Origin of the sequence: Dactylosporangium roseum, assembly GCF_025264685.1 — a bacterium.
GTDB classification, from domain to species: Bacteria; Actinomycetota; Actinomycetes; order Mycobacteriales; family Micromonosporaceae; genus Dactylosporangium; species Dactylosporangium roseum.
The window spans coordinates 4,794,476-4,814,073 of the sequence record NZ_CP073721.1; the positions used below are offsets into that span (position 1 = coordinate 4,794,476).

Consider the following 19,598-nt stretch of genomic DNA (forward strand, 5'->3'; position numbering starts at 1 on the left):
AGCGATACACCCAGCGTACTGCCGCCGGACCGGCGGGGCGTCACGGTGACGTCATGGCGACTCCGGACGATGTGGAAGCCCCGGTCTCGGAGCTGCCCGAGGTCACCGAGGGCGCGCGTTACGGCAACCGGACCTGGCTGGTCGGCGGCAAGGCGTTCGCGTGGGAGCGACCGTGGCTGGCGGTCGCACCGGCGAAGCTCGCCGAGCGCTTCGCCGCCCGGCCGGGCCGGCCGTAACGGCCACCGAGCAGCCAGGGCCGCTCCCGCGGCCGTCGGCTACGAGAGCCGCGGATAGCTGCCGGTGCGCAACTCCTCGACGAGGGCCGGCCGGACCGGCGTCCAGCCGAGGGCCTTGGCCTTCGCGGCCGCGGTCTGCTGGTCGAGCAGCAGCGCGTCGGCGAAGAGCGCGCCGAGCCGTTCACGCGAGGCGTCGGCGGTCTCCGGCGCCACGCCCGCGGCACCGGCGGCGGCCTCGGCCAGCTCGCGGACCGTCGGGTTCACGCCCGAGGCGGCGACCAGGTAGCCCAGGCGCTCGCCCCGCTCGACCACGGTGACGTACAGCGCGGCGACGTCCTCGACGTGGACCGTGGCCCAGTGCTGGCTGCCGTCGCCGACGAGCCGGACCCGACCGGCCTCGTCCCGCTGCGCGGCCAGGACGCCGCCGGGGATGCCGCCGCCGTGACCGTAGACGACGCCGGGCGCCACGATCGTCGCCGTCAGGTCGGCGTCGAGCACCGACCGCTCCACCGCGCCGCGCCAGGCGGTCAGGGCCGGCGGCACGAACGGCGAGTCCTCGGTGATGCCGGCGTTGTCGCCGTAGATCCAGATGCCGCTCGTGTGCACGTACGGCTTGCCGGTGCCCGCGAGCGCCTGCGCCGCGGCCCGCACCACCGAGCGGTCGAACTCGGCGTTCCGGGCGTCGCCGGTGGCCGCGGTGTGCACCACCCCATCGGCGGACGCGAACCGCTCGGCCACCCACCCGGTGTCGAACAGATCCCCGACGGCCGCCTCGGCGCCGGCCTTGCGAACCTTCCCCGCGGCGTCGTCGCCGCGCACCAGCGCGGTGACGGTGTGCCCTGCGGCGACGAGCTGGTCGAGCAGCGCGGAACCGATGTACCCGGTCCCGCCGGTCAGTACGATTCTCATGGACGGAGGCTAGGATCGCACGGGCCGGTCGCGCGCCGTGACGAACGCCGCGCCCCGCTCCGGGAATGCGCCTCCGACAAGGCTATTCCCGGTTCCACCGGCGGGTTTCGTGACATGGGTGATCCTCAGGGCCGCCGGGCGGGGACGGCCGCGCCCCGCACTCGGCCTGACCTGGACTCCATGACGCTTCACTGGAAAGCTGCGGCTGCCCCGATAGCCAGATCCTTCCCATGATCATGAGGTCGGGTGGCACGGCGACGAAACCTCCGCACGGCCTCGTCGGCGAACCGCTGTACCGTACAGTTCAGATTCGCGCGGAAGGGCGGCGACCCGGGATGGCAACGGTGACCTCGTCGGACGGCACGGTGATCGCCTACGATCGGGTCGGCGGCGGACCGGCGCTGATCCTGGTCGACGCCGCCGGACGCTTTCGCGGGCTGAGCTCCTTCAGCCGGCTGATCGAGCTGCTCGCCGCCGACTTCACCGTGTACCACTACGATCGTCGCGGCCGGGGTGAGAGCACCGACACGCCGCCCTACGACGTGGCGCGCGAGGTCGAGGATCTCGCCGCGCTCATCGACGCGGCCGGCGGCTCGGCGATGCTCTACGGGTTCTCCTCCGGCGCGCTGCTCGCGCTGCACGCCGCCGCCCGGGGCCTGCCGATCCCCCGGCTCGCCGTCCTCGAGCCGCCCATCGACGCGGGTCAGGACCGAGCCGAGCAGGACGCGTTCATCGCCACGCTCAGCGGGATGGTCGCGGAGGGCCGCCGCATCGCCGCCCTGCAGCACTTCATGTCCGGCGTCGGCGTGCCCGAGGAGATCGTCGCCGGCATGCGCGGCACCGGTGCGCCGCATACCATCGCGGCGATCGCGCACACGCTGGTCTACGACGCCGAGATCAGCCGGGCCACGTCACCGTCGCTGCTGGCGACGGTCGGCGTGCCGACGCTGGTCATCGACAGCGAGGACAGTGACGACGATCTCCAGGGCAGAGCGGCCACGGTGGCGCGGGCCCTTCCCCGGGGCACGGCCCGCAGCCTGCCCGGCGAGTGGCACGGCCTGCCCGACGACGTGCTGGCGGGCGCCCTGGTGGAGTTCTTCAAGGGCTGAGGCCGGTGCCGGCCGGACGGCGTCTCCCCGGCGGCGGTGTCGCGGCGCGCGGGTTCGCCACCGAGCTGGGACGCCCGATCACCCAGGATGCGCGGGTGACGCACGCGGCCGCCGGGGACGCCGTGCATGATCGGTCCGACCATGGGTAGCGTCAACGTGTGACTGTGCATCCGACCCAGCCACCGGCGCGGCGGCGATGAGGAAGCCGGACGGTGGCCGTCGTGACTGCGCAATCCCCGGGCCGGCTGGCGGATGTCTCGAAGATCGCGGTTCGGCGTGCCAGCTCGCTCGGTGACCGTCTGCTCGTCGTACCGGCCCCGCTCGCCCTGCGCGCGATCCACCCGGACGCGGAATGGGTGCTGCCCGGCGCGCCGTGCCATGCGCGGTTCCTGAACGACCGGCCCGGCCCGGTGCAGGCGACAGGAGCGGGCGCGTGATGCTGGCACGCCTGGGGGCCTGGCTCGTACGGCCCACGCCGCCGCGGCTCGTGGTGGGTGTCCTGGTCTGCGCGCTGTTCCTGACCGTGGAGACCCTGCTGGTCTACCCGTTGTCCCGGCTGGTGCCACGCGAGGCACTGGCCATGATCTTCCTGCTCGGCGTGCTGGTCGTCTCGACGGCCTGGGGGCTGGGGCTGGCGGTCGTGATGTCCTTCGTCAGCGCCTTCGCCTTCAACTTCTTCCCCGTGGCGCCCGGCGGACGCTTCACCGTCCGGAACAGCCACGACTGGGCGGAGCTCGCCGTCTTCCTCGTCGTGGCGGTCCTCGCCAGCTCGGTGGGGCAACTGGCCAGGTCCCGGGCGGTCGAGGCGCTGGAGCGGCACCGGGAGGCGCAGATCCTCACCGGGCTGACCCGTCTCATGCTCAGTACCGATGACATGTCGTCGGTACTGCCCGCGGCGTCCCACCGCCTCTCGCGCGCCCTGGACCTGCCGTTCGCCGACCTGCACCTCGGCGAGGTGGCCGCCGGCGAGGGCCGGGTGACGTTCCCGCTGCGCTACCACGCCAGGGTGGGCACCCTCGTCGTCCCCGCCGGCCTGCCGGAGCCGATGGTGCGCCGCCTGGAGGACCGGGTGGTGCCGGCGCTCGCGATGGTGCTGCGCGCCGCGAGCGACCGCGAGGAGATGAGCGACTCGCTGCGGGCCAGCCGCGACGAGCTGCGCGCACTCGCCACCGAGCAGCAGGTGTTGCGCCGCGTGGCCGTGCTCGTCGCGCAGGGTGCTCCGCCGTCCGACGTCGTCGCCGCGGTCGCCGCCGAGACGGCAGGGCTGCTCGACGCGGACGCCACCCGGCTGATGCGCGCCGAGGCCCCGGGCACCGTCACCGTCCTCGCCGAGTATGGCAAACCGGGGCTGGAACCGTTGCTCGGCAAGCGGCTCAAGGTCTCCGGCGGCACCACGGAACTGGTCCTGAACACCGGCCGGCCCGCCCGCGTGGACAGCTACGAGGTACGCGCCGGCGCGCTGGCCGACCTGGCCCGCCACGAGGGCTTCCACGCCTCGGTCGGCGCGCCGATCGTGGTCGAGGGCCGGGTGTGGGGCGCGCTGGTCGTTCTCTGGTCGCGCCACCTGCCGCCACCCTCGGACGCCGAGAGCCGCCTGGCACAGTTCACCGAGCTCGTCGCCACCGCCGTCGCGAACACCGAGAGCCGGGCGGAGCTGAAGGCGTCGCGCGCCCGGATCGTCTTCGCCGCGGACGAGGCGCGCCGCTCCTTCGAGCGCGACCTGCACGACGGGCTGCAGCAGCGGCTCGTGTCGCTCGGCCTGGAGCTGCGCGCCGCGGAGGCCATGGTGCCCGCCGACCACGACGAGTTGCGGACCCGGCTGTCGCAGACGACCGCAGGGCTCTCGGCGGCGTTCCAGGACCTCCAGGAGATCACCCGCGGCCTCCATCCGGCGATCCTCTCCCAGGGCGGCCTCGGCCCCGCTCTGAAGGCTCTGGCCCGCCGCTGCCCGATCCCCGTCAGGATGAACCCCGGTCCGAAGCGACGGCTGCCGAGCTGCGTCGAGGTGGCCGCGTACTACGTCGTGTCCGAGGCCCTCACCAACGCCGCCAAACACGCGCAGTCCGACGAGGTCTACGTCGACATCGCCATCGCCGAGGACGGCTCCGGGCACGAGTACCTGACGGTCTCGATCCGCGACGACGGCGTCGGGGGCGCCGATCCCGGCCTCGGATCTGGGCTCGTCGGCCTCACCGACCGCGTCGAGGCACTCGGCGGGCAACTGCGGCTCATCAGTCCGGCGGGCTACGGCACGACGCTGGTGGCCACGTTGCCGGTCGACGTCGGCTGTGCCCGGCCGCCGAACTGCTGACCCACCGGGGAGGCGGTCCGCCGAACAGGAACCGCGGCGGCCGCGCGGCCAGGCAGCCGGTCCTGGGTCCAGCAGGCCATGTTGCCGGTCGGGCCCGTCCGCGGCCTGCTGGGCGCGGTCAGTCGCGGGGCAGCAGCGGACCGAGCGGGCCGAGGTCGATGTTCAAATCCTCCCGGCGGATCTGGAAGTGCTCCAGCAGCTCACCCATCCGGTCGTCCAGCGCCATCAGCGTCAGGCCGATCCGCTCGACCTGCTCGTCGGTAAGGTCGCCCTCGTCGACGCGGCGCACCGCCTGGCGCTCTACGAGCTGGCGCAGCAGCTCGACCACGGTCAGCACGAGGGTCGCGAAGTCCTGTTCGACCGTGTCGCGATCGAGGCGGAGCCGCTCATGCTCGCGCACCAGCACGCTCCTCGCCACGCAGCGGCGGCGCGCCAGGCACCGGCGACACGCCAGGCACCGGCGACGCGACCGGTGCCGGCAACGCCGCGGGTCGAGAGCGCCCGACGGGCTCCAGCGACATGCCCGTGTGCACCGACGTCACCACGGCCCGCAGCGAGATCCGCACCAGGTCGACGTCGGCGATCGCGAGCGTGATGTCACCCGTCACCACGACACCGCCGGCCAGGACCCGGTCGAGCAGGTCCACCAGTGCGACCTCCCGCTTCATGACGCGACACCGGCCCCGAGCGCCGGTGCGGCCGCGAACGAATACGGCGGCCACGGGCCGGTGAGCTCCAGCCGCAGCGTCGTCTCCCGCGCCCCCAACGCCTCGACGGCCCGCTCGAACTCGGCGGTCCGGTCGTCGTCGACCAGGTAGGCGCCGTTGAGCACGGTGACGTCCTGCGCACCGGACAGTTGCGGATGCTGCGGCGGATGCTGCCGGGCCAGCACCGCGTGCGCGGACAGTTCCTCGTGCACCGCGTCGGCGGCCTCGGTGGCCTGCTCGTACCGCTGCTCCCGCGTGGCCAGTTCGGTCCGCCGCCGGTGGAGGTAGGCCGTGCCCGGACCGCCACCGGCGGGTGCGTCCACGGGGGCGTCGAACCGGGCGTAGGCCTTGACGCCCCATTCGGTACGGCCCGCGACCCGCTCCAGCGCCACGGTGAGCTCGTCCCGGTGCCGGGTGAGGTCGTCCACCAGGCGCGCCTCGTCGTGATACACCGTCGCCAGCGCCGCCGGAACGACCGGGCCGGCGGCCGCGGCGGCCGTCACCACCCGGTGGTGCTCGTGTGCGATGCGTTCGAGCCAGTCCAGGTCGGACAGGCGCTCCTCCAGCCGATCGGGTTCGTAGTCCTCGACGTCGACCGGGCTGACGACCGCGAACAGTCCGCCGGCATCCACCCAGCGCACGGCGGCGTCGTTGACGCCGTGCACGGGCGACGCGCCGGCCGCGCCGGCGACAGCGTGGACCCAGACACCGGTCACCGCTCCTCCCGGGAGCGGACCCGGGCCGGACGGTCGTCGCGCTCCCGCGCGGGCCGGTCCTCGTACTCGCGGTCCTCGTACTCGCGGCGGTCCTCCAGCTCACGGCGGGCCGCGCGTTCGCCTCGGACGGCGGGCGCACGGCGCTCCTCCACCGCACGGCGGTCGCCGCCGGTGAGGAACGGATCGCTCTCCCACCAGTTGATGCCGAGCTGGCGCGCGGTGTCGACGGAGGCGATGAGCAGCCGCAGCTTCACGGTCAGCAGCTCGATGTCGAGCAGGTTGACCTGGATGTCGCCGGCGATGACCAGGCCCCGGTCGAGCACCCGCTCCAGGATGTCGGCGAGGTTCGTCGGCTGGTGCCCGCCGGCCGCGGGGGCGACCGGCTGGGCGCGGACCGGTTGTGTCATGGCTCAGCTCGCCTTCGCGACGTCCGTGCTACCGCGCAGGTAGCGGCGGTCACGGCGGCAGGACAGCAGCTCGCCGCCGGCGGAGAGCTGCACCAGGTACAGGCCGAGCATGTCCGCCGTCGACGGGACCCTGCGCTCCTCCACCATCTCCACGCCGATGGTCCAGCCTCCGTTCGCCGGCTCCACCGAGACGGCGCCGATCGGTTCCTTGCCGGTCAGCTCACGGGCGTCCTCGATCGCCATCCGCGCGGCGGACGCGGCCGAGATCGAGCGCCGGCTCTCCCGGCCCTCCCGGTCCTCCCGGTCCTCGTCGTACGACTCGTCCCGCCGCGGGCGGCGCGCCCGCTCGCGGTCGTGGCCGTCTGGATGCATCTGCGGACTCCTTCCGGCTCGGCCGGTCGAATGGCTGGTGAGACATCTCTCTTCCGCGGTCGGGCGGGTGAGCAGCACGGTCGGCAGGCCCACCGTCACTGCTCCGGAGCCAGTTGCGGGACGAAGTCGTACGGTGCCGAAGGACCCAGCCGGCGCAGCGTGACCCGCCCGTCCCAGGTGCCGGCCAGCTCTCGCAGCGCGTGGTCGAACTCGTCGTGGCGTTGCCGGTCCACGAGCACGGCGAGGTTCACCGCGTCGAGTTCGTGGGTCGGCTCGCGCAGGACGATGTCCTCGGTCACCGGCTTGAGGCGTTCGACGGCGAACCGCATGTCGGCGTCGCGCAGCGCCTCGATCGAGGTGTTGATGATCTCGCCGAGCCGCATGCGGGTGTCGACGAAGGCGTCCTCGGGCTGACCCCGCAACTGCTCCCGCAATTGCCGCGCCTCGGGACTACCGTCGAGGATCTCTTCGAGGATCGTGGGCTCGACGTAGCGGCCGTGCACCATGTACTGCATCCGCCCGTCCAACCGCCCGAGCATCGGCACGATGCGGTCGCGCTGGTCGGTGAGCAGGTCGCGGACGGCGTCACGGTCGGTCAGCACGGTGCCGAAGCGGACCGGCAGGACCGGCGATACGGTCGCCGTGCCGTCCAGGAGCCGTTGATACGCCCGCAGATCAGCGGATCTGCCGAGCGGCCGATCGAGTGGTATCTCACTGACGAGCGCGGCCACGTCGTCGTACGTCACGGTGTCGACGTCGGCGGGCGGATCGCCGACGCCCTGGGCCGACCCGGTCGGCTCCACGTCGCCGGGGACGAACGCGTAGATCAGGGTGCCCGTGCCCGCCATCTCAGTCCTTCCTCCGGCCCCGGGATTCTCGTTCGCGCTCCTGCGGGCTGATGATCTCGCCGAGGACGTCGCCCGCCTTCTCCATCAGCCGCTCCCCGGCGCCCTCGATCGCCCGTTTGCCGGCCGCGCCCGCCATGGCGCCCTTGGCACCCCGCGCGGTGCCCTGGACGACCTCGGGCAGTCCCTTGCCCTCGTGCTCGCGCAGGTCGAGCCGGTTGACGGCCTGGGCGAACCGCAGGTACGTGTCGACACTCGCCACGACGACCCGGGCGTTGATGGTGAGGATCTCGATGCCCACCAGGGCGACGCTCACGTGGGCGTCGATGACGATGCCCTTGTCGAGGATCGTGTCGATGACGTCGGCGAGGGACGACGACTGACCGCCACCGCCTCCGGCCGCTACGACAGACATGGAATCACCTGTTTCTGGGCCGGCTGCCCGGCCCCTCACCGCCGGTGTCACGGCGCCCGCGGCCGTTGCCGGACTCGGGCCGGTCCCGGCCCCCGCGGTCCCGCCGATCCCGCTCGTGGTCGTCCCGGTCGCGGTCGTCCCGGTCGCGGTCGCCACCGTGCCGGCGACCCTCCCGCCGGGAGCGACCATTGCCGCGTTCGCGCTCCTCCTCGTCCTCGCGGCGCCCGCGCCGCTCACGGCGTTCCCGGCTCTCGCCGCGCTCCTCTTCCTCGCGCCCCTCTTCTTCCTCTTCCTCTTCCTCGCGTTCCTCTTCCTCTTCCTCGCGCTCGCGACCCTCGCGCTCGCGACCCTCGCCCGGCTCCTCCGCTTCCTCGCGCTCCCGCTCCTGCTCCACGGCCGTCTCGTGGTCGAGCACCACTTCACCGTCGTGGATCACGCCGCGCCAGCCCTCCAGCTCCTCCGGGTGCAGGACCGCCTGCGTCATGCAGTGCCGCACGAAGTGCTTCAGCTCCAGCCGGGCCCGGCGGCCCTGTGCGCGCCAGAGGTTGCCGGTCTGCTCGAAGAAGCCCTTGGGGTGGTACTCGATGATCAGCACCACCCGGGTCAGCGTGGGCGTGAGGGCATGGAACGAAATAGCGCCGTCCGGATAGCCCTTCGCCCCTTTCGAGCGCCACACGATCCGCTCATCCGGGACCATCTCGACGATCTGGGATTCCCAGTCCCGGTGCGACAGGAAGATCTGCGCCCGCCAGTTGACCTTCTCCTGCTCCTTCTCCCGCTCGACCTTCTCGACCTTCTTCGTGAAACGCGGGATGTCCTCGAACTCCGTCCACTGGTTGTACGCCACCCGCACCGGCACACCGACGTCGACGAACTCCACGATGTTCGTCAGCTTGAGCTTCTTGCTCTTCTTCCCCTTGCCGAACGCCTGCTTCAGCTTGGCCAGCCCGCCGGCGATCCCGCCCTTGGCGGCGGCCTTCGTCGGGGACCCGCCCCCGGCCAGTTGCTCCGCGCCCTTGGCCGCAGCCACCAGCTTCGGGCTCTCGGAGCGCTCGGCGAAGTCGGTCAGCCGATCGGTGAGGCCGCCGACCCTGCCACGCAGGGACTCCACGGCCCGCTCGCCGACCGCGCCGGCGAGGTTGCCCAACTCCTTGGCCACCAGGCGGGAGATCCGCCCACCGATGCCGCTGCTGTGCGGTACCGAACTCATCGTCGCCCCGCAGACCCGCGCCGGCGGACCGGAGGCTCGGCCTCGTCATCCCGCGACCGGCCGCGCCCCGCGCCGACCGGTCGCGACTCGGCGTCCTCACGGTCCTCGTCGCGATCCTCGTCGTCGTGTCGCCGCCCGTAGCGGCCCTCCTCGCGATCCTCGTCCAAGTCCTCGTCACGATCCCGGTACCGCCGCTCGCGCCGGCCCTCCTCGCCCCGGTCCTCGTCCGGTTCGTAGGCCCGCCCGCGCTCTTCGCGCTCTTCGCGTTCCTCGCGCTCTTCGCGTTCCTCGCGCTCTTCGCGCTCTTCGCGTTCCTCGCGTTCCTCGCGCTCTTCGCGTTCCTCGCGTTCCTCGCGCTCTTCGCGCTCCTCGCGGTCGGTGTCCCGCGCGCCGCGGAGCCGGCCCGGCCTGGTGGCCGATCGGAGCGCCTCGCTGCGGTCGCGGAGCCGGTCGCTCACCGACTCGATGCGATCGGTCACGGCGGTCCGCGCGGCGGCCTTCCCGGCCCTGACGAGCGGCTTGGCGAGGCCGCTGAGCTCGCCGACGGTGGACGATCCGCCGATGAGCGACCGGCCACGCGACAGGAGCTCCGCCGGGTTGCCGCTGTAGCGTCCCGCGGCGGCGGCCGCGCCGAGCAGCACGGCCGTCGCCAGCTTCCGCCGCCGGCCGAGGAAGTACCCGGTCAGTACCGCAAGTGTCACCTGCGTTCCCCGTTTCATGCGTACCTCCCGGCGGCGTGAATCGTGGCGACCGTAGCGCCCTACCCGGGCCGCCTACCGCAAAACCGGTACCGCCGCATTCCACGGATTCCGGGGTAGGCGCCTCCGGGCGGTCCGGCAGCAGGCCGTTGGCCGGGGTGGCCGACAGTCGTAAGGCGCGTGGGCGGTTCAGGGCCCGGTCAGCGCCGACGACGGGCGGCTGTCCATGCGGACCACGCTCCCGCGGCCTTCGTCCGCACGGTTCGATGATCGCCGATGTGGCGTACGCCACATCGGCGTCACAGGATGTTTGGCGTCCCTGTCACATGGACACCTGGAAGTCCTCGTCTTGTGGCTGGGGGGCGACGAGACCGTTGGGGGGAGGGGTCGAAGGCGGCCGATACACCGATCGGCCGCCTTCGGCCCTGCGGGCGTGTTGTGGACACCCGGCCGCAGCGACCGTCCGGCGTCAGCCGGGCGGTTCGACCCGGCGCACCGCGAGCACGGCGACGTCGTCGGTCGGCGCACGGTCGTACAACATCGCCGCCATCACATCGGCACACATCGTGTCGGCGGACCCGATGGTGAGCGCCGCCGTCAGCATCGTCAGGCCCGAGTCGATCTTCCGGCCCCGCCGCTCGACCAGCCCGTCGGTGTAGAGGAACAGGCCGGTGCCGGGCTCCAGGGGCAGCCGGGTGTTGCGGCGCGGCGCCCCGGCGTAGGCGCCCAGCGGCAGGTCGGGCGGGATCCGCGCCAGTCGGCAGGGGCGGTCCGGGGCGACGACGACCGGCGGCAGGTGGCCGGCGTTCGACAGCGTCATCGCGCCGAGGTCGGCGTCGATCACCGCGTAGATGACGGTGGCCATGGCGTCCGGCTCGAACCGCTGGACCTTGCGGTCGAGGCGGGTCAGGACGTCGGCGGGGTCGGCGGTCTCCATCGCATAGGCCCGGAGCGCGCTGCGGATGCGCCCCATGACGACCGCGGCGTGCAGGCCGTTGCCGGCCACGTCACCGATGACGATGCCGACGTGTCCCGACGGCAGGTCGAACAGGTCATACCAGTCGCCGCCGACGCCCACCTCGGCACCGGGAACGTACCGCACCGCGACGTCGAGCCCCCCGATCGCCTGCGGCCGTGCCGGGAGGAGGCTGCGCTGTAGCGCCAGCGCGGCGGCCCGGTCGAGCCGGGACAGGCGCGCCTGCGTGGCCAGGCTCGCGCGGTCGGCGACGAGCCGCAACAGTTCGATGTCGTCGGGCGTGAACCGCCGCGGCGTCAGCGTGCCCACGTGCAGGACCCCGATGACCCGGTCGCGGCTGAGCATCGGCACCCCGAGCACGGACTGGACATGCTCGCTGAGCAGGACCGGGCTGACGACGTTGGTGTGGTCGACGTGCTCGATCGCGATCGGCTCGGCCCGCGCGGCGACGGTGCCGGAGAACCCGTGCCCGACCGGAACGCGCAGCCCCTGGTGCACCTCGCGCTCCAGGCCGCTGGCGGCGGTGGCGACCAGCTCGGTGCCGCTCGGGTCGAGCAGCATCACCGCGGCGGTGTCGGCGCGCAGCAGGTCGCGGGTGCGCTCGAGCAGCTCGTCGAGAAGGTCCTCGAGGCCGAGCCGCGACAGTGCCGCGTCAGTGACCGCCTGTAACCTGCGCAGCTTCTCGGCACTGTCCGCCCGGCCCACGTCGGGCATCATCGCCGCATCCCCCGTCTGCCGCATCCGGCTATCGCCGCCGGTTCCTCACCGGGCCGGCTCCGTCAGGTGCGTCCAGACACCGCCCAGCTCGAGCACGTGGCGGACGAGGCCGGTGGCGTTGGTGACGCGGTATCGCAGGTGCCGCTCGTCGGCCAGCCGGCGGCCCTTGAGCAGCACGTTGATGCCGGCGGAGTCGATGAACCGAACACCCGCCAGATCGACGACAACCTCCCCCGCCCCGCCACCGGTGGCGGTGGCGATCTCCCGGCCCAGCTCATCGGCGGTGGCCAGGTCCAGGTCGCCGGCCACGTGCAGCGTGAGCACGTCATTGCCGCTGTGGCCGGCCACGGAAAAGGTCATGACACCTCCAACTGCAAGACGACCGGGCGCGTGTGACTCTTATAGTGTGGGGCGGGCGACGGAATCGCCCACACCGGACCACCTCATGGATGTGTGACCTTGGCAAACCAGTCGGACGTGCCGCCGGTCACCATCACCATGCCACCCGTCGCCGCGGAAGGCGTGGCCAGCATACGCCGCTCGGTGACCGATGCCGCGCACCGGGCCGGCTTCCCGCCGGACCGCGCCGACCTGTTCACCGTCGCCGTGAACGAGATCGTCATCAACGCGATCGAGCACGGCGGCGGCGCCGCGACGGTGACGATCGTCCGGCAGGGCCCCACGGTCACGGTCGAGGTGCGCGACACCGGCAGCGGCATCACCGGCACTCGTGTGCCGATCCACGCGCCACCCGTCGATCAGCCCAACGGCCGCGGCCTGTGGCTGGCCAGCCGCCTGTGTGACGAGCTCACGTTCCACCCGCAGCCGACCGGCGCGATGATCCGCCTGCGCTCCACGGCGTAGTGCGCAGGCGGTGGGTGAGCGCCGTGTGGCGGCGGCCGGAGCCGGTGGCCCGCACCGCGATGGCGAGGGCCTTGCGGTTGCCGACCAGCACGACGAGGCGCTTGGCGCGGGTCACCGCCGTGTAGAGCAGGTTGCGCTGGAGCAGCGTGTAGGCACTCATCGTGAGCGGGACCACGACGGCCGGATACTCGCTGCCCTGCGAGCGGTGCACGGTGATCGCGTAGGCGTGCTGCAGCTCGTCGAGCTCGTCGAAGTCGTAGTCGAGCAGTTCGTCCTCGTCGGTGCGGACCGTCAGCTTCCGGTCGACGACGGACAGGTCGGTGACGACGCCGACGGTGCCGTTGAACACACCCGCCGTGCCCTTCTCGTAGTTGTTGCGGATCTGGATGACCTTGTCGCCGGGGCGGAACACCCGGGCGCCGTGCCGCCGTTCGGGCGCGCCCTCCCGGTGCGGCGCGAGCGCCTCCTGGAGCACGGTGTTGAGCCCGCCGGCGCCGGCCGGGCCGCGATGCATCGGGGTCAGCACCTGGATGTCCGCGGGCCGGACGCCGAAGCGGCGGGGGATGCGCCGGGCCACCAGGTCCACCACGACCTCCGCGGCCGGCTCGGGCTCGTCGGCGCCGAACCAGAAGAAGTCCGGGTGCTCGCCGAACACGGGCGCCTGACCGGCGTTGATCCGGTGGGCGTTGACCACCACGCCGGACTCCCCGGCCTGCCGGAAGATCCTGGTCAGCCGGACCCGCGGGATCGTCTCGGCCGCCAGCAGGTCCCGCAGCACCTCACCCGCGCCGACCGACGGTAGCTGGTCGACGTCGCCGACCAGCAGCAGGTGAGCACCCGGCGGCACAGCCTTGACCAGCTTGTTCGCCAACAGCAGGTCGAGCATCGACGACTCGTCGACGACCACCAGGTCAGCGTCGAGCGGGTTGTCGCGGTCGTACGACGCGTCGCCGCCGGGCCGCAACTGCAGCAGCCGGTGGACGGTGGTCGCGGGATGCCCGGTCAGCTCAGTGAGGCGTTTCGCGGCCCGGCCGGTAGGCGCCGCCAGCAGGATCTTCGCGCGTTTCGCCGCGGCCAGGGTGACGATCGACCGGACGGTGAACGACTTGCCGCAGCCGGGACCGCCGGTGAGCACGGCCACCTTCGAGGTGAGCGCCGTCCGTACCGCCTCCTCCTGCTCCGCCGCCAGGTCGGCGCCGGTGCGGCCGCGTAGCCACGCCAGGGCCTTGACCCAGTCCACGCCGTCGAAGGCCGACAGCCGGTCCGCGGGGGCGCCCAGCAGCCGTACCAGGCCGCCGGCCAGCGACGTCTCGGCGCGGTGGAACGGCACCAGGTAGACCGCGGGGATGGTGCTGTCGGGGTTGCCGGGGTTCGGCACCGCCTCCCGGACGACGCCCTCGGCGGCGGCCAGCGCGTCCAGCCCGGGACGGACGAGCTCGACCGGCACGCCGAGGATCTCGGCCGCGTCGGCGACCAGGTTCGGCTCCGGCAGGAAGCAGTGGCCGCCGTCGGCCGCCTCCGACAGCGTGTACTGGATGCCGGCCTGGACGCGCTGCGGGCTGTCGTGCGGGATGCCGACCGCCTGCGCGATCGCGTCGGCCGTGCGGAAGCCGATGCCCCAGACGTCGCCGGCCAGCCGGTAGGGCTCGTTGCGCACGACCGAGATCGACGCGTCGCCGTACTGCTTGTAGATGCGCACCGCCAGCGACGTGGACACGCCGACACCCTGGAGGAAGACCATGACCTCCTTGATGGCGCGTTGCTCCTGCCAGGCCGCGCCAATCATGGCGGTGCGTTTCGGGCCCAGGCCCGGCACCTCGACGAGGCGCTCCGGCTCCTCCTCCACGACCCGCAGCGTGTCGGCGCCGAAGTGCCCGGTGATGCGGGCCGCCATCCGGGGGCCGATGCCCTTGATGAGGCCGGATCCGAGGTACCGCTCGATGCCCTGGACGGTCGCGGGCAGGACCGTGGTGAAGGAGTGGACCTCGAACTGCCGGCCGTACCGCGGATGGTTGCCCCAGCGCCCGACCAGCCGCAGACTCTCCCCGGGCTGGACACCGAGCAGCGAACCGACGACGGTGAGCAGGTCGGAACCCGAGCGTTCGATCGCGACCCGCGCGATCGTGTATCCGGTCTCCTCGTTGACGTAGGTGATCCGCTCCAGCACCGCGTCGAGGGTCGCGCCGGAGCGCTCCGGCGGTGTCGTGTCCACCGTCGAATGGTGGCATGCGCCGGCGACCTCCGGGGAGGCGGTGGCGGCGCCGGTGACCGCGGGCGGCGGGTCTCACCGTCGTGGGGCCGCCGCCACGGTGCCGCGTCGGGCTCCGAGTGCCCGGCGTTGTGCCGGGTTCAGGCGGTCGGGCCTGGTGGTGACGGCGTATGCGCCGGCCCTGGTGGAGGTCAGTGCGAGCGGGTCGGCGATGGCCGGCCGGCGTTCGACGGCGCCCAGGGCGTCGTCGACCCGTTTCCGGGGCCAGTCCAGCGCTGCGGCCAGCTCGTCGGCGGTGAGCCGCCCGGTGGTGTAGACGAGGGCGGCGAGCACCGTGAGCGCATCCTGCACGACCAGGTCGGCGCGGCCGCTGTGGCTCATCTGCTCGCTCAGCCACGCGAAGAACTGGCCCATCTTTCCCAGCCGGGCTCCGGCAGGCGTGTCGGGACCGAGGATTTCGGCTCCTCGCCGCGCCTCGGCCGCGACCTGAGCATGCGCGCCGGTGTCGGCTCGCCAGGCCCGCAGCCACACGTCGTCGACGATGACGTACCGCTCACGACGGCTGCCGGCGTCGGGTGTGCGCACGACGAGTTCCATCGCTTCGAGGTAGCCGACGGCCTTGGACACCGACGCCGGGCTGACCTGGAGCAGGCCTACCAACTCGGCGGCCGTCAGGCTCCCGGAGTCGCGGGTGAGCAGGCAGACGAACACGCGGGCACCCATCCGGGGCAGGCCGGTTGCGGACAGGAGGGTCGCGAACTGTTCGGCGAAGGCGTGCGCCGACCGCGTCGATCGCCGGTCGCTTGCCGGTCGCGGCGCCCGGGCCGGTTTGCGCCGGGGTGCGCGTCGCGCCGCGGCCCGCTGCGCGTGGTCGGCCCGGTAATCGCCGGGTTCCCCGTTGCGCGCGACCTCGCGGCTGATCGTGGAGGTCGGCCGGCCCAGCCGCCTGGCGATCTCGGCGTATCCCAGCCCGTCGTCCAGCCACGCCGCGATCCGTCGGCGGTCCTCGTGAGTCAGCCTGGCGCCGGGCATCGGCCACCTCCGGGTCGTCGGCGATTCTTCGCCCCAGTTTGCGTTCGTCGGCATTCTATTGCAACGAGATGCGATTGCATTCACCGGCATATCTGTTGCAACGACAGATTTTTTCCGGTTTCACAAGGGTTTCCACGACGATTGGTGTTGACGAAGTACGAAATGCAACGTAGCTTTCCTGGGTAGGAGAAGTTACCTACGGGGAGGACGGGAAATGCACGTCATGGTCGTTTCCACCGTCACGGACGAGCATCGCTTCTGGGACGGGCTGAAGAAGGCGCACGGCAGGCTCCCCAAGGGAGCCAGATGGACGCTGGCGGTGGCGAGCACCGACGGCACGAAGGCCGTGAACATCATCGCCCACGACTCGGTCGACGCGGTCCGCGGGTTCTTCGAGGAGCACGCGGGCGCCTTCGCCACGACGGAGTACTTCACGGCGGACGCCGCCAACGCCGTCGGCCTGCCGAAGTAGCCACGCTGATGGCGATCGACATGACACGGTTGCGGGCCCGGGTCGGCGAGCTCCTCGACGAATACGGGATTCCGAGCGCGGTGCTGGGTGTCCTTCGCGACGGGGAGGTCGCCGGCTTCGCCGTCGGCGTCGCGGACGTGTCGACGGGGCAGCCCGCCACGACCGACACCATCTACCAGTGCGGCTCCATGACCAAGACCTGGACCGCCCTGGCCTTCATGCAGCTCGTGGACGAACGGAAGGTCGACCTGGACGAGCCCGTGCGAACCTACCTGCCCGGATTCCGGGTAGCCGATCCCGAGGTCAGTGCCACGGTCACACCGCGCCATCTGCTGTACCACACCAGCGGCATCGAGGAGGACTTCGGCGACCCGGGCGAGGACGACGACGTGTACGAGCGCATGGTGGCCGGCATCGCCGGCGCCGCCCAGGTCCACCCGCTGGGCTACACCCACGGCTACAGCGCGGCCCTGGGCTACGCGATCCTCGCCCGCATCATGGAAGTGCTCGACGGCAAGCGGTGGGACACCATCATGAGCGACCGGCTCCTCCGCCCTCTCGGCTTGACCGGCACAACCACCTGGCGTGCCCAGGTGGACCGGCGCCGGGCCGCGACCGGGCACCTGATCCGGTCCCGCGAGGAAGGCCCCGTCGTCACGCCGGTGGACCACCTGCCGCGCTGCTTCGGCCCCGGCGGCAACGTCAACTCGACGATCCGGGACGTGCTCACGACGGCGCACGTCTTCCTCAACGCGGGCAAGGCACCGGACGGGACCAGCATCCTCTCGGCCGCGGGCATCCGGGAGATGATGCGATCGCGGGTGCCGCTCCCGGACCCGTACATGTTCGGGCCGGCGTGGGCCCTCGGACTCATCGTGTGCGACTGGCACGGCGAGACGGTCTACGCGAGCGACGGCAGCACCATCGGCCAGAACGCGCGGCTGCGCATCATGCCCGACTCGAACATCGCCATCGCGCTGCTGACCAACGGCGGACCACGAGAAACCTTCTACAAGACGGTGTTCAACGAACTCCTGACCGACCTGCACGCGACGACGATCCCGGACCTGCCGCAACCAGACCGGGCCGCCGACCTGGACCTGTCCAGATATGAGGGCGTCTACGGGCGGCCCGGCACCCGCTACGAGGTGGCGGCCGAAGGCGGGAAACTGCACCTGACCCTGACGCTGGATCCGATGCAGGCACAGTTCCTCGGCAAACCGGACCGCGTCAGGTACGAACTGCTCCCGGTCAGCCGCACGCACTTCCTGATGCCCTCCGACGATCCGTTCGAGGACACCCAGACCGTCGCCATCTACGATTTCACGCAGGGCGGCGCGCAGTACCTGCACACCAACTGCCGGGTGAACCCCAGGCTCGGCTAGCGCCGTTGTTGTTCGCGGCGCCCAGCCGACACCCGGGAAACTGTGCGTAGGAACGGTGGGCCGTTCGGCAGAAAGGTGGGCGGGACTTGCGGCACGCTCCTCGGCCCGGTCCTGGCCGGCCTGGCATCGCCTCCGACACTGGCGTTCAGCGTCGTGTTCGCGGTCCTGGCCCTCACCAGGCGCGACACCCGGAACGCCGTCGACCGGACGCTCGTCGCCCCCGGCGCCATCCCCGCGGGTCACCGCGCCGGGCTCGACCTAGGCGTGTGTCAGCTCCACGTACGACTTCGGCAGCTCGGACAGGAGGTCGAGGAACTCCTTCTCGGTGACGGCGTCATGGACCGTGGCGAGGACCGCGGCGCCGTACCTCCGGGCCTCACCCGGGGTGACGTCCGCCCGCTCGGCGACCAGGTCCAGGAACTCCGCCAGGCTCATCCTCCTGCCCTGCCCGCCGGAGCGCGCCCGGCCCCGCTCCAGCGCCGGACGCAGGTCGCCCGGCAGCTCCTTGACCAGGTCGTCGACCTCGCCACCCGCGATCCGCTCGGCCAGCGTCTCCAGCACCGCCTCGCTGACGGCGAGCGCCCGCCCCTCCCCCAGCCCGGCCGGGCGATCCGGCGGACGAACTCGTCCGCGTCGAAGGGCTGACGCGGCCGCCGCAGGGAAAGATCCCTGGCGAGTTCCTCCGGTAGCTGCCCGCGCAGTGTCTTGATCAGCCCACCCGTCAGCCGCTCGGAGAAGGTCTCGAACACGGCCCGTACGGCCTTGCGCGCCGTCGCCCCGTCGGGCACGCCGATCTCGCGCCGCACCATCGCGATGAACCGGTCTTCGTTCATGCTGCTCAACCCTCGGCGTCGGTGGGGTCAGCACTACCCGTCCCGCCTGTCGTCATGCACACCACCCCGGCCTCATCCCGCCGGTAGGAAGCCGCGGTCGTACGGTGTGAAGAGTCATGAGCACCGCACCGGTCATCATCGGGTTCGACGGTTCCCCGGCCGCGGAACGTGCGCTGCGGCAGTCCGCGACGCTGCTGGCCGGCCACCGCGCGCTGGTCGTGACGGTGTGGGAGGCCGGCCGGTTGTTCGAGATCACGACCATGCCGATCGCCGGGCTCGACATGCCACCCACGGTCCTCGACATCCGCAGCGCGATCGAGGCCGACCTACAGTTGTACGAGAATGCGAAGCGGACGGCCCGACGCGGCGCGACGCTGGCGCGGCAGGCAGGCTTCGAGGACGCCATCGGGCTGGCGGTGGCCGACGACCTGACGGTGGCGGACACCCTGATCCGCCTGGCGCAGGAGCACCACAGCCCCGGCATCGTGGTGGGCGCCCACGGCCACCGCAAGCTCAGCGAACTCCTGCTGGGCAGCACGTCGAACGCCCTGATCCACCGGGCCGGCCGCCCGGTGGTGGTAGTCCGCGCGGCAAGCTGACACTCCGCTGGCACCTCCTGTTGCGAGGCACCTCCTACCGCTGGCACGTCCCGCCGCTGGCACGTCCCGCCGCTGGCACGTCCTACTTCCGGGCTGCGAGTTGCTTCCGGGCTGCGAGCCAGGCGCGGATGCCGAGGACCGCAACGGCTGTCCCGATGGCCAGCGAGGCAGCGATCAGCAACGCGTGAACCCAGAGGAAAGACGTGGGCGTGGACCCCCCATTCGCCCACGATCGATCGTCGTTCCAGATCGCGACGGCGAACCTGGGCCAGATGACCCAGCTCCACACGCCGACCAGAACCAGGAACACCGCCCACCGCCGTGACACGACCACGGAGCAAGTATGCCTCCCGGCTCTGGAGTCCTCAGCTCTGGCCAGGCTGGTGCCCGCCGGGCGACACGAATGCGGGAAGCCACAGGTCGAGGCCACGCCGAGCACTTCGACACGGTCGGCCCGTGCGGAGCCCGGCTTCGGCGGCACTGACCGCTCGGGGGTTGAACCTTCGCCATGATGATGGAGCATTTTTGTACCCAGGGCAGCAAAAAGTCTCCACCATCATGGCAATACCCTTGCAA

Annotated in this window: 24 protein-coding genes and 1 pseudogene; 8 read left to right on the forward strand and 17 right to left on the reverse strand. The window is 72.1% G+C overall.

The features are described from left to right. Positions 1-53 precede the first annotated feature (53 nt). Positions 54-236: a hypothetical protein gene (locus Drose_RS22485; protein ID WP_260723271.1), complete on the forward strand. Its 183-nt coding sequence runs from the start codon at positions 54-56 to the stop codon at positions 234-236. 39 nt (positions 237-275) lie between these two features. Here the strand turns inward: Drose_RS22485 and Drose_RS22490 are convergent, their stop codons facing one another. Beyond that, the gene (locus Drose_RS22490; RefSeq protein WP_260723272.1) at positions 276-1,145 is read right to left on the reverse strand and encodes an NAD-dependent epimerase/dehydratase family protein; all 870 of its coding nucleotides are present in this window, start codon (positions 1,143-1,145) and stop codon (positions 276-278) included. Positions 1,146-1,489: 344 nt separating this feature from the next. On the opposite strand from Drose_RS22490, the gene Drose_RS22495 reads away from it, so the two are divergent. From Drose_RS22495 to Drose_RS22505, 3 genes are all read left to right on the forward strand, one after another. Then, positions 1,490-2,254, forward strand: coding sequence for an alpha/beta fold hydrolase (locus Drose_RS22495; RefSeq protein ID WP_260723273.1), 765 nt, complete (start codon positions 1,490-1,492; stop codon positions 2,252-2,254). A gap of 221 nt (positions 2,255-2,475) precedes the next feature. Beyond that, positions 2,476-2,691 (forward strand): hypothetical protein, encoded by a 216-nt coding sequence (locus Drose_RS22500; protein WP_260723274.1) that lies wholly within the window; start codon positions 2,476-2,478, stop codon positions 2,689-2,691. Beyond that, complete coding sequence (locus Drose_RS22505) at positions 2,691-4,565, forward strand: sensor histidine kinase (protein WP_260729786.1); 1,875 nt, start codon at positions 2,691-2,693, stop codon at positions 4,563-4,565. The genes Drose_RS22500 and Drose_RS22505 overlap by 1 nt, the downstream gene beginning before the upstream one ends. A 118-nt stretch (positions 4,566-4,683) precedes the next feature. Here Drose_RS22505 and Drose_RS22510 read toward each other — a convergent pair whose 3' ends face one another. From Drose_RS22510 to Drose_RS22560, 11 genes are all read right to left on the reverse strand, one after another. After that, positions 4,684-4,965 carry a gas vesicle protein K gene (locus Drose_RS22510; RefSeq protein ID WP_260723275.1) on the reverse strand — a complete coding sequence of 94 codons (282 nt, stop codon included), beginning with the start codon at positions 4,963-4,965 and terminating at the stop codon, positions 4,684-4,686. Continuing rightward, the gene (locus Drose_RS22515; RefSeq protein WP_260723276.1) at positions 4,952-5,233 is read right to left on the reverse strand and encodes a gas vesicle protein; all 282 of its coding nucleotides are present in this window, start codon (positions 5,231-5,233) and stop codon (positions 4,952-4,954) included. Before Drose_RS22515 ends, Drose_RS22510 begins: the two co-directional genes overlap by 14 nt. After that, entirely contained in the window at positions 5,230-5,988 is a 759-nt protein-coding gene (locus Drose_RS22520) for a GvpL/GvpF family gas vesicle protein (RefSeq protein ID WP_260723277.1), read from the reverse strand. Before Drose_RS22520 ends, Drose_RS22515 begins: the two co-directional genes overlap by 4 nt. After that, positions 5,985-6,395, reverse strand: a complete 411-nt coding sequence (gvpJ, locus tag Drose_RS22525; protein WP_260723278.1) for a gas vesicle protein — start codon at positions 6,393-6,395, stop codon at positions 5,985-5,987. The genes Drose_RS22520 and gvpJ (Drose_RS22525) overlap by 4 nt, the downstream gene beginning before the upstream one ends. A 3-nt stretch (positions 6,396-6,398) precedes the next feature. Next, a complete protein-coding gene (gvpO, locus tag Drose_RS22530) occupies positions 6,399-6,767 on the reverse strand; it encodes a gas vesicle protein (RefSeq protein ID WP_260723279.1) in 369 nt (122 codons plus the stop codon). Between the two features lie 95 nt (positions 6,768-6,862). Then, the gene (locus Drose_RS22535) at positions 6,863-7,615 is read right to left on the reverse strand and encodes a GvpL/GvpF family gas vesicle protein (RefSeq protein WP_260723280.1); all 753 of its coding nucleotides are present in this window, start codon (positions 7,613-7,615) and stop codon (positions 6,863-6,865) included. A gap of 1 nt (position 7,616) precedes the next feature. After that, complete coding sequence (gene gvpJ, locus Drose_RS39365) at positions 7,617-8,027, reverse strand: gas vesicle protein GvpJ (RefSeq protein ID WP_260723281.1); 411 nt, start codon at positions 8,025-8,027, stop codon at positions 7,617-7,619. Between the two features lie 4 nt (positions 8,028-8,031). Next, positions 8,032-9,237: an SRPBCC family protein gene (locus tag Drose_RS22545; protein WP_260723282.1), complete on the reverse strand. Its 1,206-nt coding sequence runs from the start codon at positions 9,235-9,237 to the stop codon at positions 8,032-8,034. Then, positions 9,234-9,956 (reverse strand): hypothetical protein, encoded by a 723-nt coding sequence (locus Drose_RS22550; RefSeq protein WP_260723283.1) that lies wholly within the window; start codon positions 9,954-9,956, stop codon positions 9,234-9,236. The genes Drose_RS22545 and Drose_RS22550 overlap by 4 nt, the downstream gene beginning before the upstream one ends. 448 nt (positions 9,957-10,404) lie before the next feature. Further along, on the reverse strand, positions 10,405-11,628 hold the full coding sequence (locus Drose_RS22555) for a PP2C family protein-serine/threonine phosphatase (RefSeq protein WP_260723284.1): 1,224 nt from the start codon (positions 11,626-11,628) through the stop codon (positions 10,405-10,407). Between the two features lie 45 nt (positions 11,629-11,673). Next, the gene (locus Drose_RS22560; RefSeq protein WP_260723285.1) at positions 11,674-11,988 is read right to left on the reverse strand and encodes an STAS domain-containing protein; all 315 of its coding nucleotides are present in this window, start codon (positions 11,986-11,988) and stop codon (positions 11,674-11,676) included. A 99-nt stretch (positions 11,989-12,087) separates the two neighbouring features. On the opposite strand from Drose_RS22560, the gene Drose_RS22565 reads away from it, so the two are divergent. Next, a complete protein-coding gene (locus Drose_RS22565; protein ID WP_260723286.1) occupies positions 12,088-12,492 on the forward strand; it encodes an ATP-binding protein in 405 nt (134 codons plus the stop codon). Here Drose_RS22565 and recD2 read toward each other — a convergent pair. Together recD2 and Drose_RS22575 are read right to left on the reverse strand one after the other, a co-directional pair. After that, a complete protein-coding gene (gene recD2, locus Drose_RS22570) occupies positions 12,437-14,704 on the reverse strand; it encodes an SF1B family DNA helicase RecD2 (protein ID WP_260723287.1) in 2,268 nt (755 codons plus the stop codon). The two genes, Drose_RS22565 and recD2, sit on opposite strands and share 56 nt — an antisense overlap. 72 nt (positions 14,705-14,776) lie before the next feature. Then, entirely contained in the window at positions 14,777-15,733 is a 957-nt protein-coding gene (locus Drose_RS22575) for a GbsR/MarR family transcriptional regulator (RefSeq protein ID WP_260723288.1), read from the reverse strand. A gap of 214 nt (positions 15,734-15,947) precedes the next feature. On the opposite strand from Drose_RS22575, the gene Drose_RS22580 reads away from it, so the two are divergent. Both Drose_RS22580 and Drose_RS22585 read left to right on the forward strand, forming a co-directional pair. Continuing rightward, a complete protein-coding gene (locus Drose_RS22580; protein ID WP_260723289.1) occupies positions 15,948-16,205 on the forward strand; it encodes a hypothetical protein in 258 nt (85 codons plus the stop codon). A 20-nt stretch (positions 16,206-16,225) separates the two neighbouring features. Then, on the forward strand, positions 16,226-17,590 hold the full coding sequence (locus Drose_RS22585; RefSeq protein ID WP_260723290.1) for a beta-lactamase family protein: 1,365 nt from the start codon (positions 16,226-16,228) through the stop codon (positions 17,588-17,590). A gap of 258 nt (positions 17,591-17,848) precedes the next feature. On the opposite strand, the gene Drose_RS22590 is transcribed toward Drose_RS22585, so the two are convergent. Together Drose_RS22590 and Drose_RS39135 are read right to left on the reverse strand one after the other, a co-directional pair. After that, positions 17,849-18,151 carry a DUF2267 domain-containing protein gene (locus tag Drose_RS22590; RefSeq protein WP_260723291.1) on the reverse strand — a complete coding sequence of 101 codons (303 nt, stop codon included), beginning with the start codon at positions 18,149-18,151 and terminating at the stop codon, positions 17,849-17,851. Positions 18,152-18,252: 101 nt separating this feature from the next. Next, positions 18,253-18,423 (reverse strand): annotated as a pseudogene (locus Drose_RS39135) (DUF2267 domain-containing protein); the annotation flags it as partial. A gap of 116 nt (positions 18,424-18,539) precedes the next feature. Between Drose_RS39135 and Drose_RS22595 the strand changes: the two are divergent. Continuing rightward, positions 18,540-19,022 carry a universal stress protein gene (locus Drose_RS22595; protein ID WP_260723292.1) on the forward strand — a complete coding sequence of 161 codons (483 nt, stop codon included), beginning with the start codon at positions 18,540-18,542 and terminating at the stop codon, positions 19,020-19,022. A gap of 82 nt (positions 19,023-19,104) precedes the next feature. Here Drose_RS22595 and Drose_RS39140 read toward each other — a convergent pair whose 3' ends face one another. Then, positions 19,105-19,545 (reverse strand): SCO4848 family membrane protein, encoded by a 441-nt coding sequence (locus Drose_RS39140; protein ID WP_390891225.1) that lies wholly within the window; start codon positions 19,543-19,545, stop codon positions 19,105-19,107. Positions 19,546-19,598: the final 53 nt, after the last annotated feature.

What these genes read in the sequence shown, in the direction of transcription:
- Drose_RS22505 (WP_260729786.1), top strand. Translation starts at nt 2,691, where the DNA reads ATGCTGGCACGCCTGGGGGCCTGGCTCGTACGGCCCACGCCGCCGCGG.
- Drose_RS22555 (WP_260723284.1), bottom strand. Translation starts at nt 11,628, where the DNA reads ATGATGCCCGACGTGGGCCGGGCGGACAGTGCCGAGAAGCTGCGCAGG.
- gvpO (WP_260723279.1), bottom strand. Translation starts at nt 6,767, where the DNA reads ATGCATCCAGACGGCCACGACCGCGAGCGGGCGCGCCGCCCGCGGCGG.
- Drose_RS22515 (WP_260723276.1), bottom strand. Translation starts at nt 5,233, where the DNA reads ATGAAGCGGGAGGTCGCACTGGTGGACCTGCTCGACCGGGTCCTGGCC.
- Drose_RS22485 (WP_260723271.1), top strand. Translation starts at nt 54, where the DNA reads ATGGCGACTCCGGACGATGTGGAAGCCCCGGTCTCGGAGCTGCCCGAG.
- gvpJ (WP_260723281.1), bottom strand. Translation starts at nt 8,027, where the DNA reads ATGTCTGTCGTAGCGGCCGGAGGCGGTGGCGGTCAGTCGTCGTCCCTC.
- Drose_RS39140 (WP_390891225.1), bottom strand. Translation starts at nt 19,545, where the DNA reads ATGCTCCATCATCATGGCGAAGGTTCAACCCCCGAGCGGTCAGTGCCG.
- Drose_RS22580 (WP_260723289.1), top strand. Translation starts at nt 15,948, where the DNA reads ATGCACGTCATGGTCGTTTCCACCGTCACGGACGAGCATCGCTTCTGG.
- Drose_RS22585 (WP_260723290.1), top strand. Translation starts at nt 16,226, where the DNA reads ATGACACGGTTGCGGGCCCGGGTCGGCGAGCTCCTCGACGAATACGGG.
- Drose_RS22560 (WP_260723285.1), bottom strand. Translation starts at nt 11,988, where the DNA reads ATGACCTTTTCCGTGGCCGGCCACAGCGGCAATGACGTGCTCACGCTG.
- Drose_RS22545 (WP_260723282.1), bottom strand. Translation starts at nt 9,237, where the DNA reads ATGAGTTCGGTACCGCACAGCAGCGGCATCGGTGGGCGGATCTCCCGC.
- gvpJ (WP_260723278.1), bottom strand. Translation starts at nt 6,395, where the DNA reads ATGACACAACCGGTCCGCGCCCAGCCGGTCGCCCCCGCGGCCGGCGGG.
- Drose_RS22535 (WP_260723280.1), bottom strand. Translation starts at nt 7,615, where the DNA reads ATGGCGGGCACGGGCACCCTGATCTACGCGTTCGTCCCCGGCGACGTG.
- Drose_RS22575 (WP_260723288.1), bottom strand. Translation starts at nt 15,733, where the DNA reads ATGCCCGGCGCCAGGCTGACTCACGAGGACCGCCGACGGATCGCGGCG.
- Drose_RS22595 (WP_260723292.1), top strand. Translation starts at nt 18,540, where the DNA reads ATGAGCACCGCACCGGTCATCATCGGGTTCGACGGTTCCCCGGCCGCG.
- Drose_RS22550 (WP_260723283.1), bottom strand. Translation starts at nt 9,956, where the DNA reads ATGAAACGGGGAACGCAGGTGACACTTGCGGTACTGACCGGGTACTTC.
- Drose_RS22490 (WP_260723272.1), bottom strand. Translation starts at nt 1,145, where the DNA reads ATGAGAATCGTACTGACCGGCGGGACCGGGTACATCGGTTCCGCGCTG.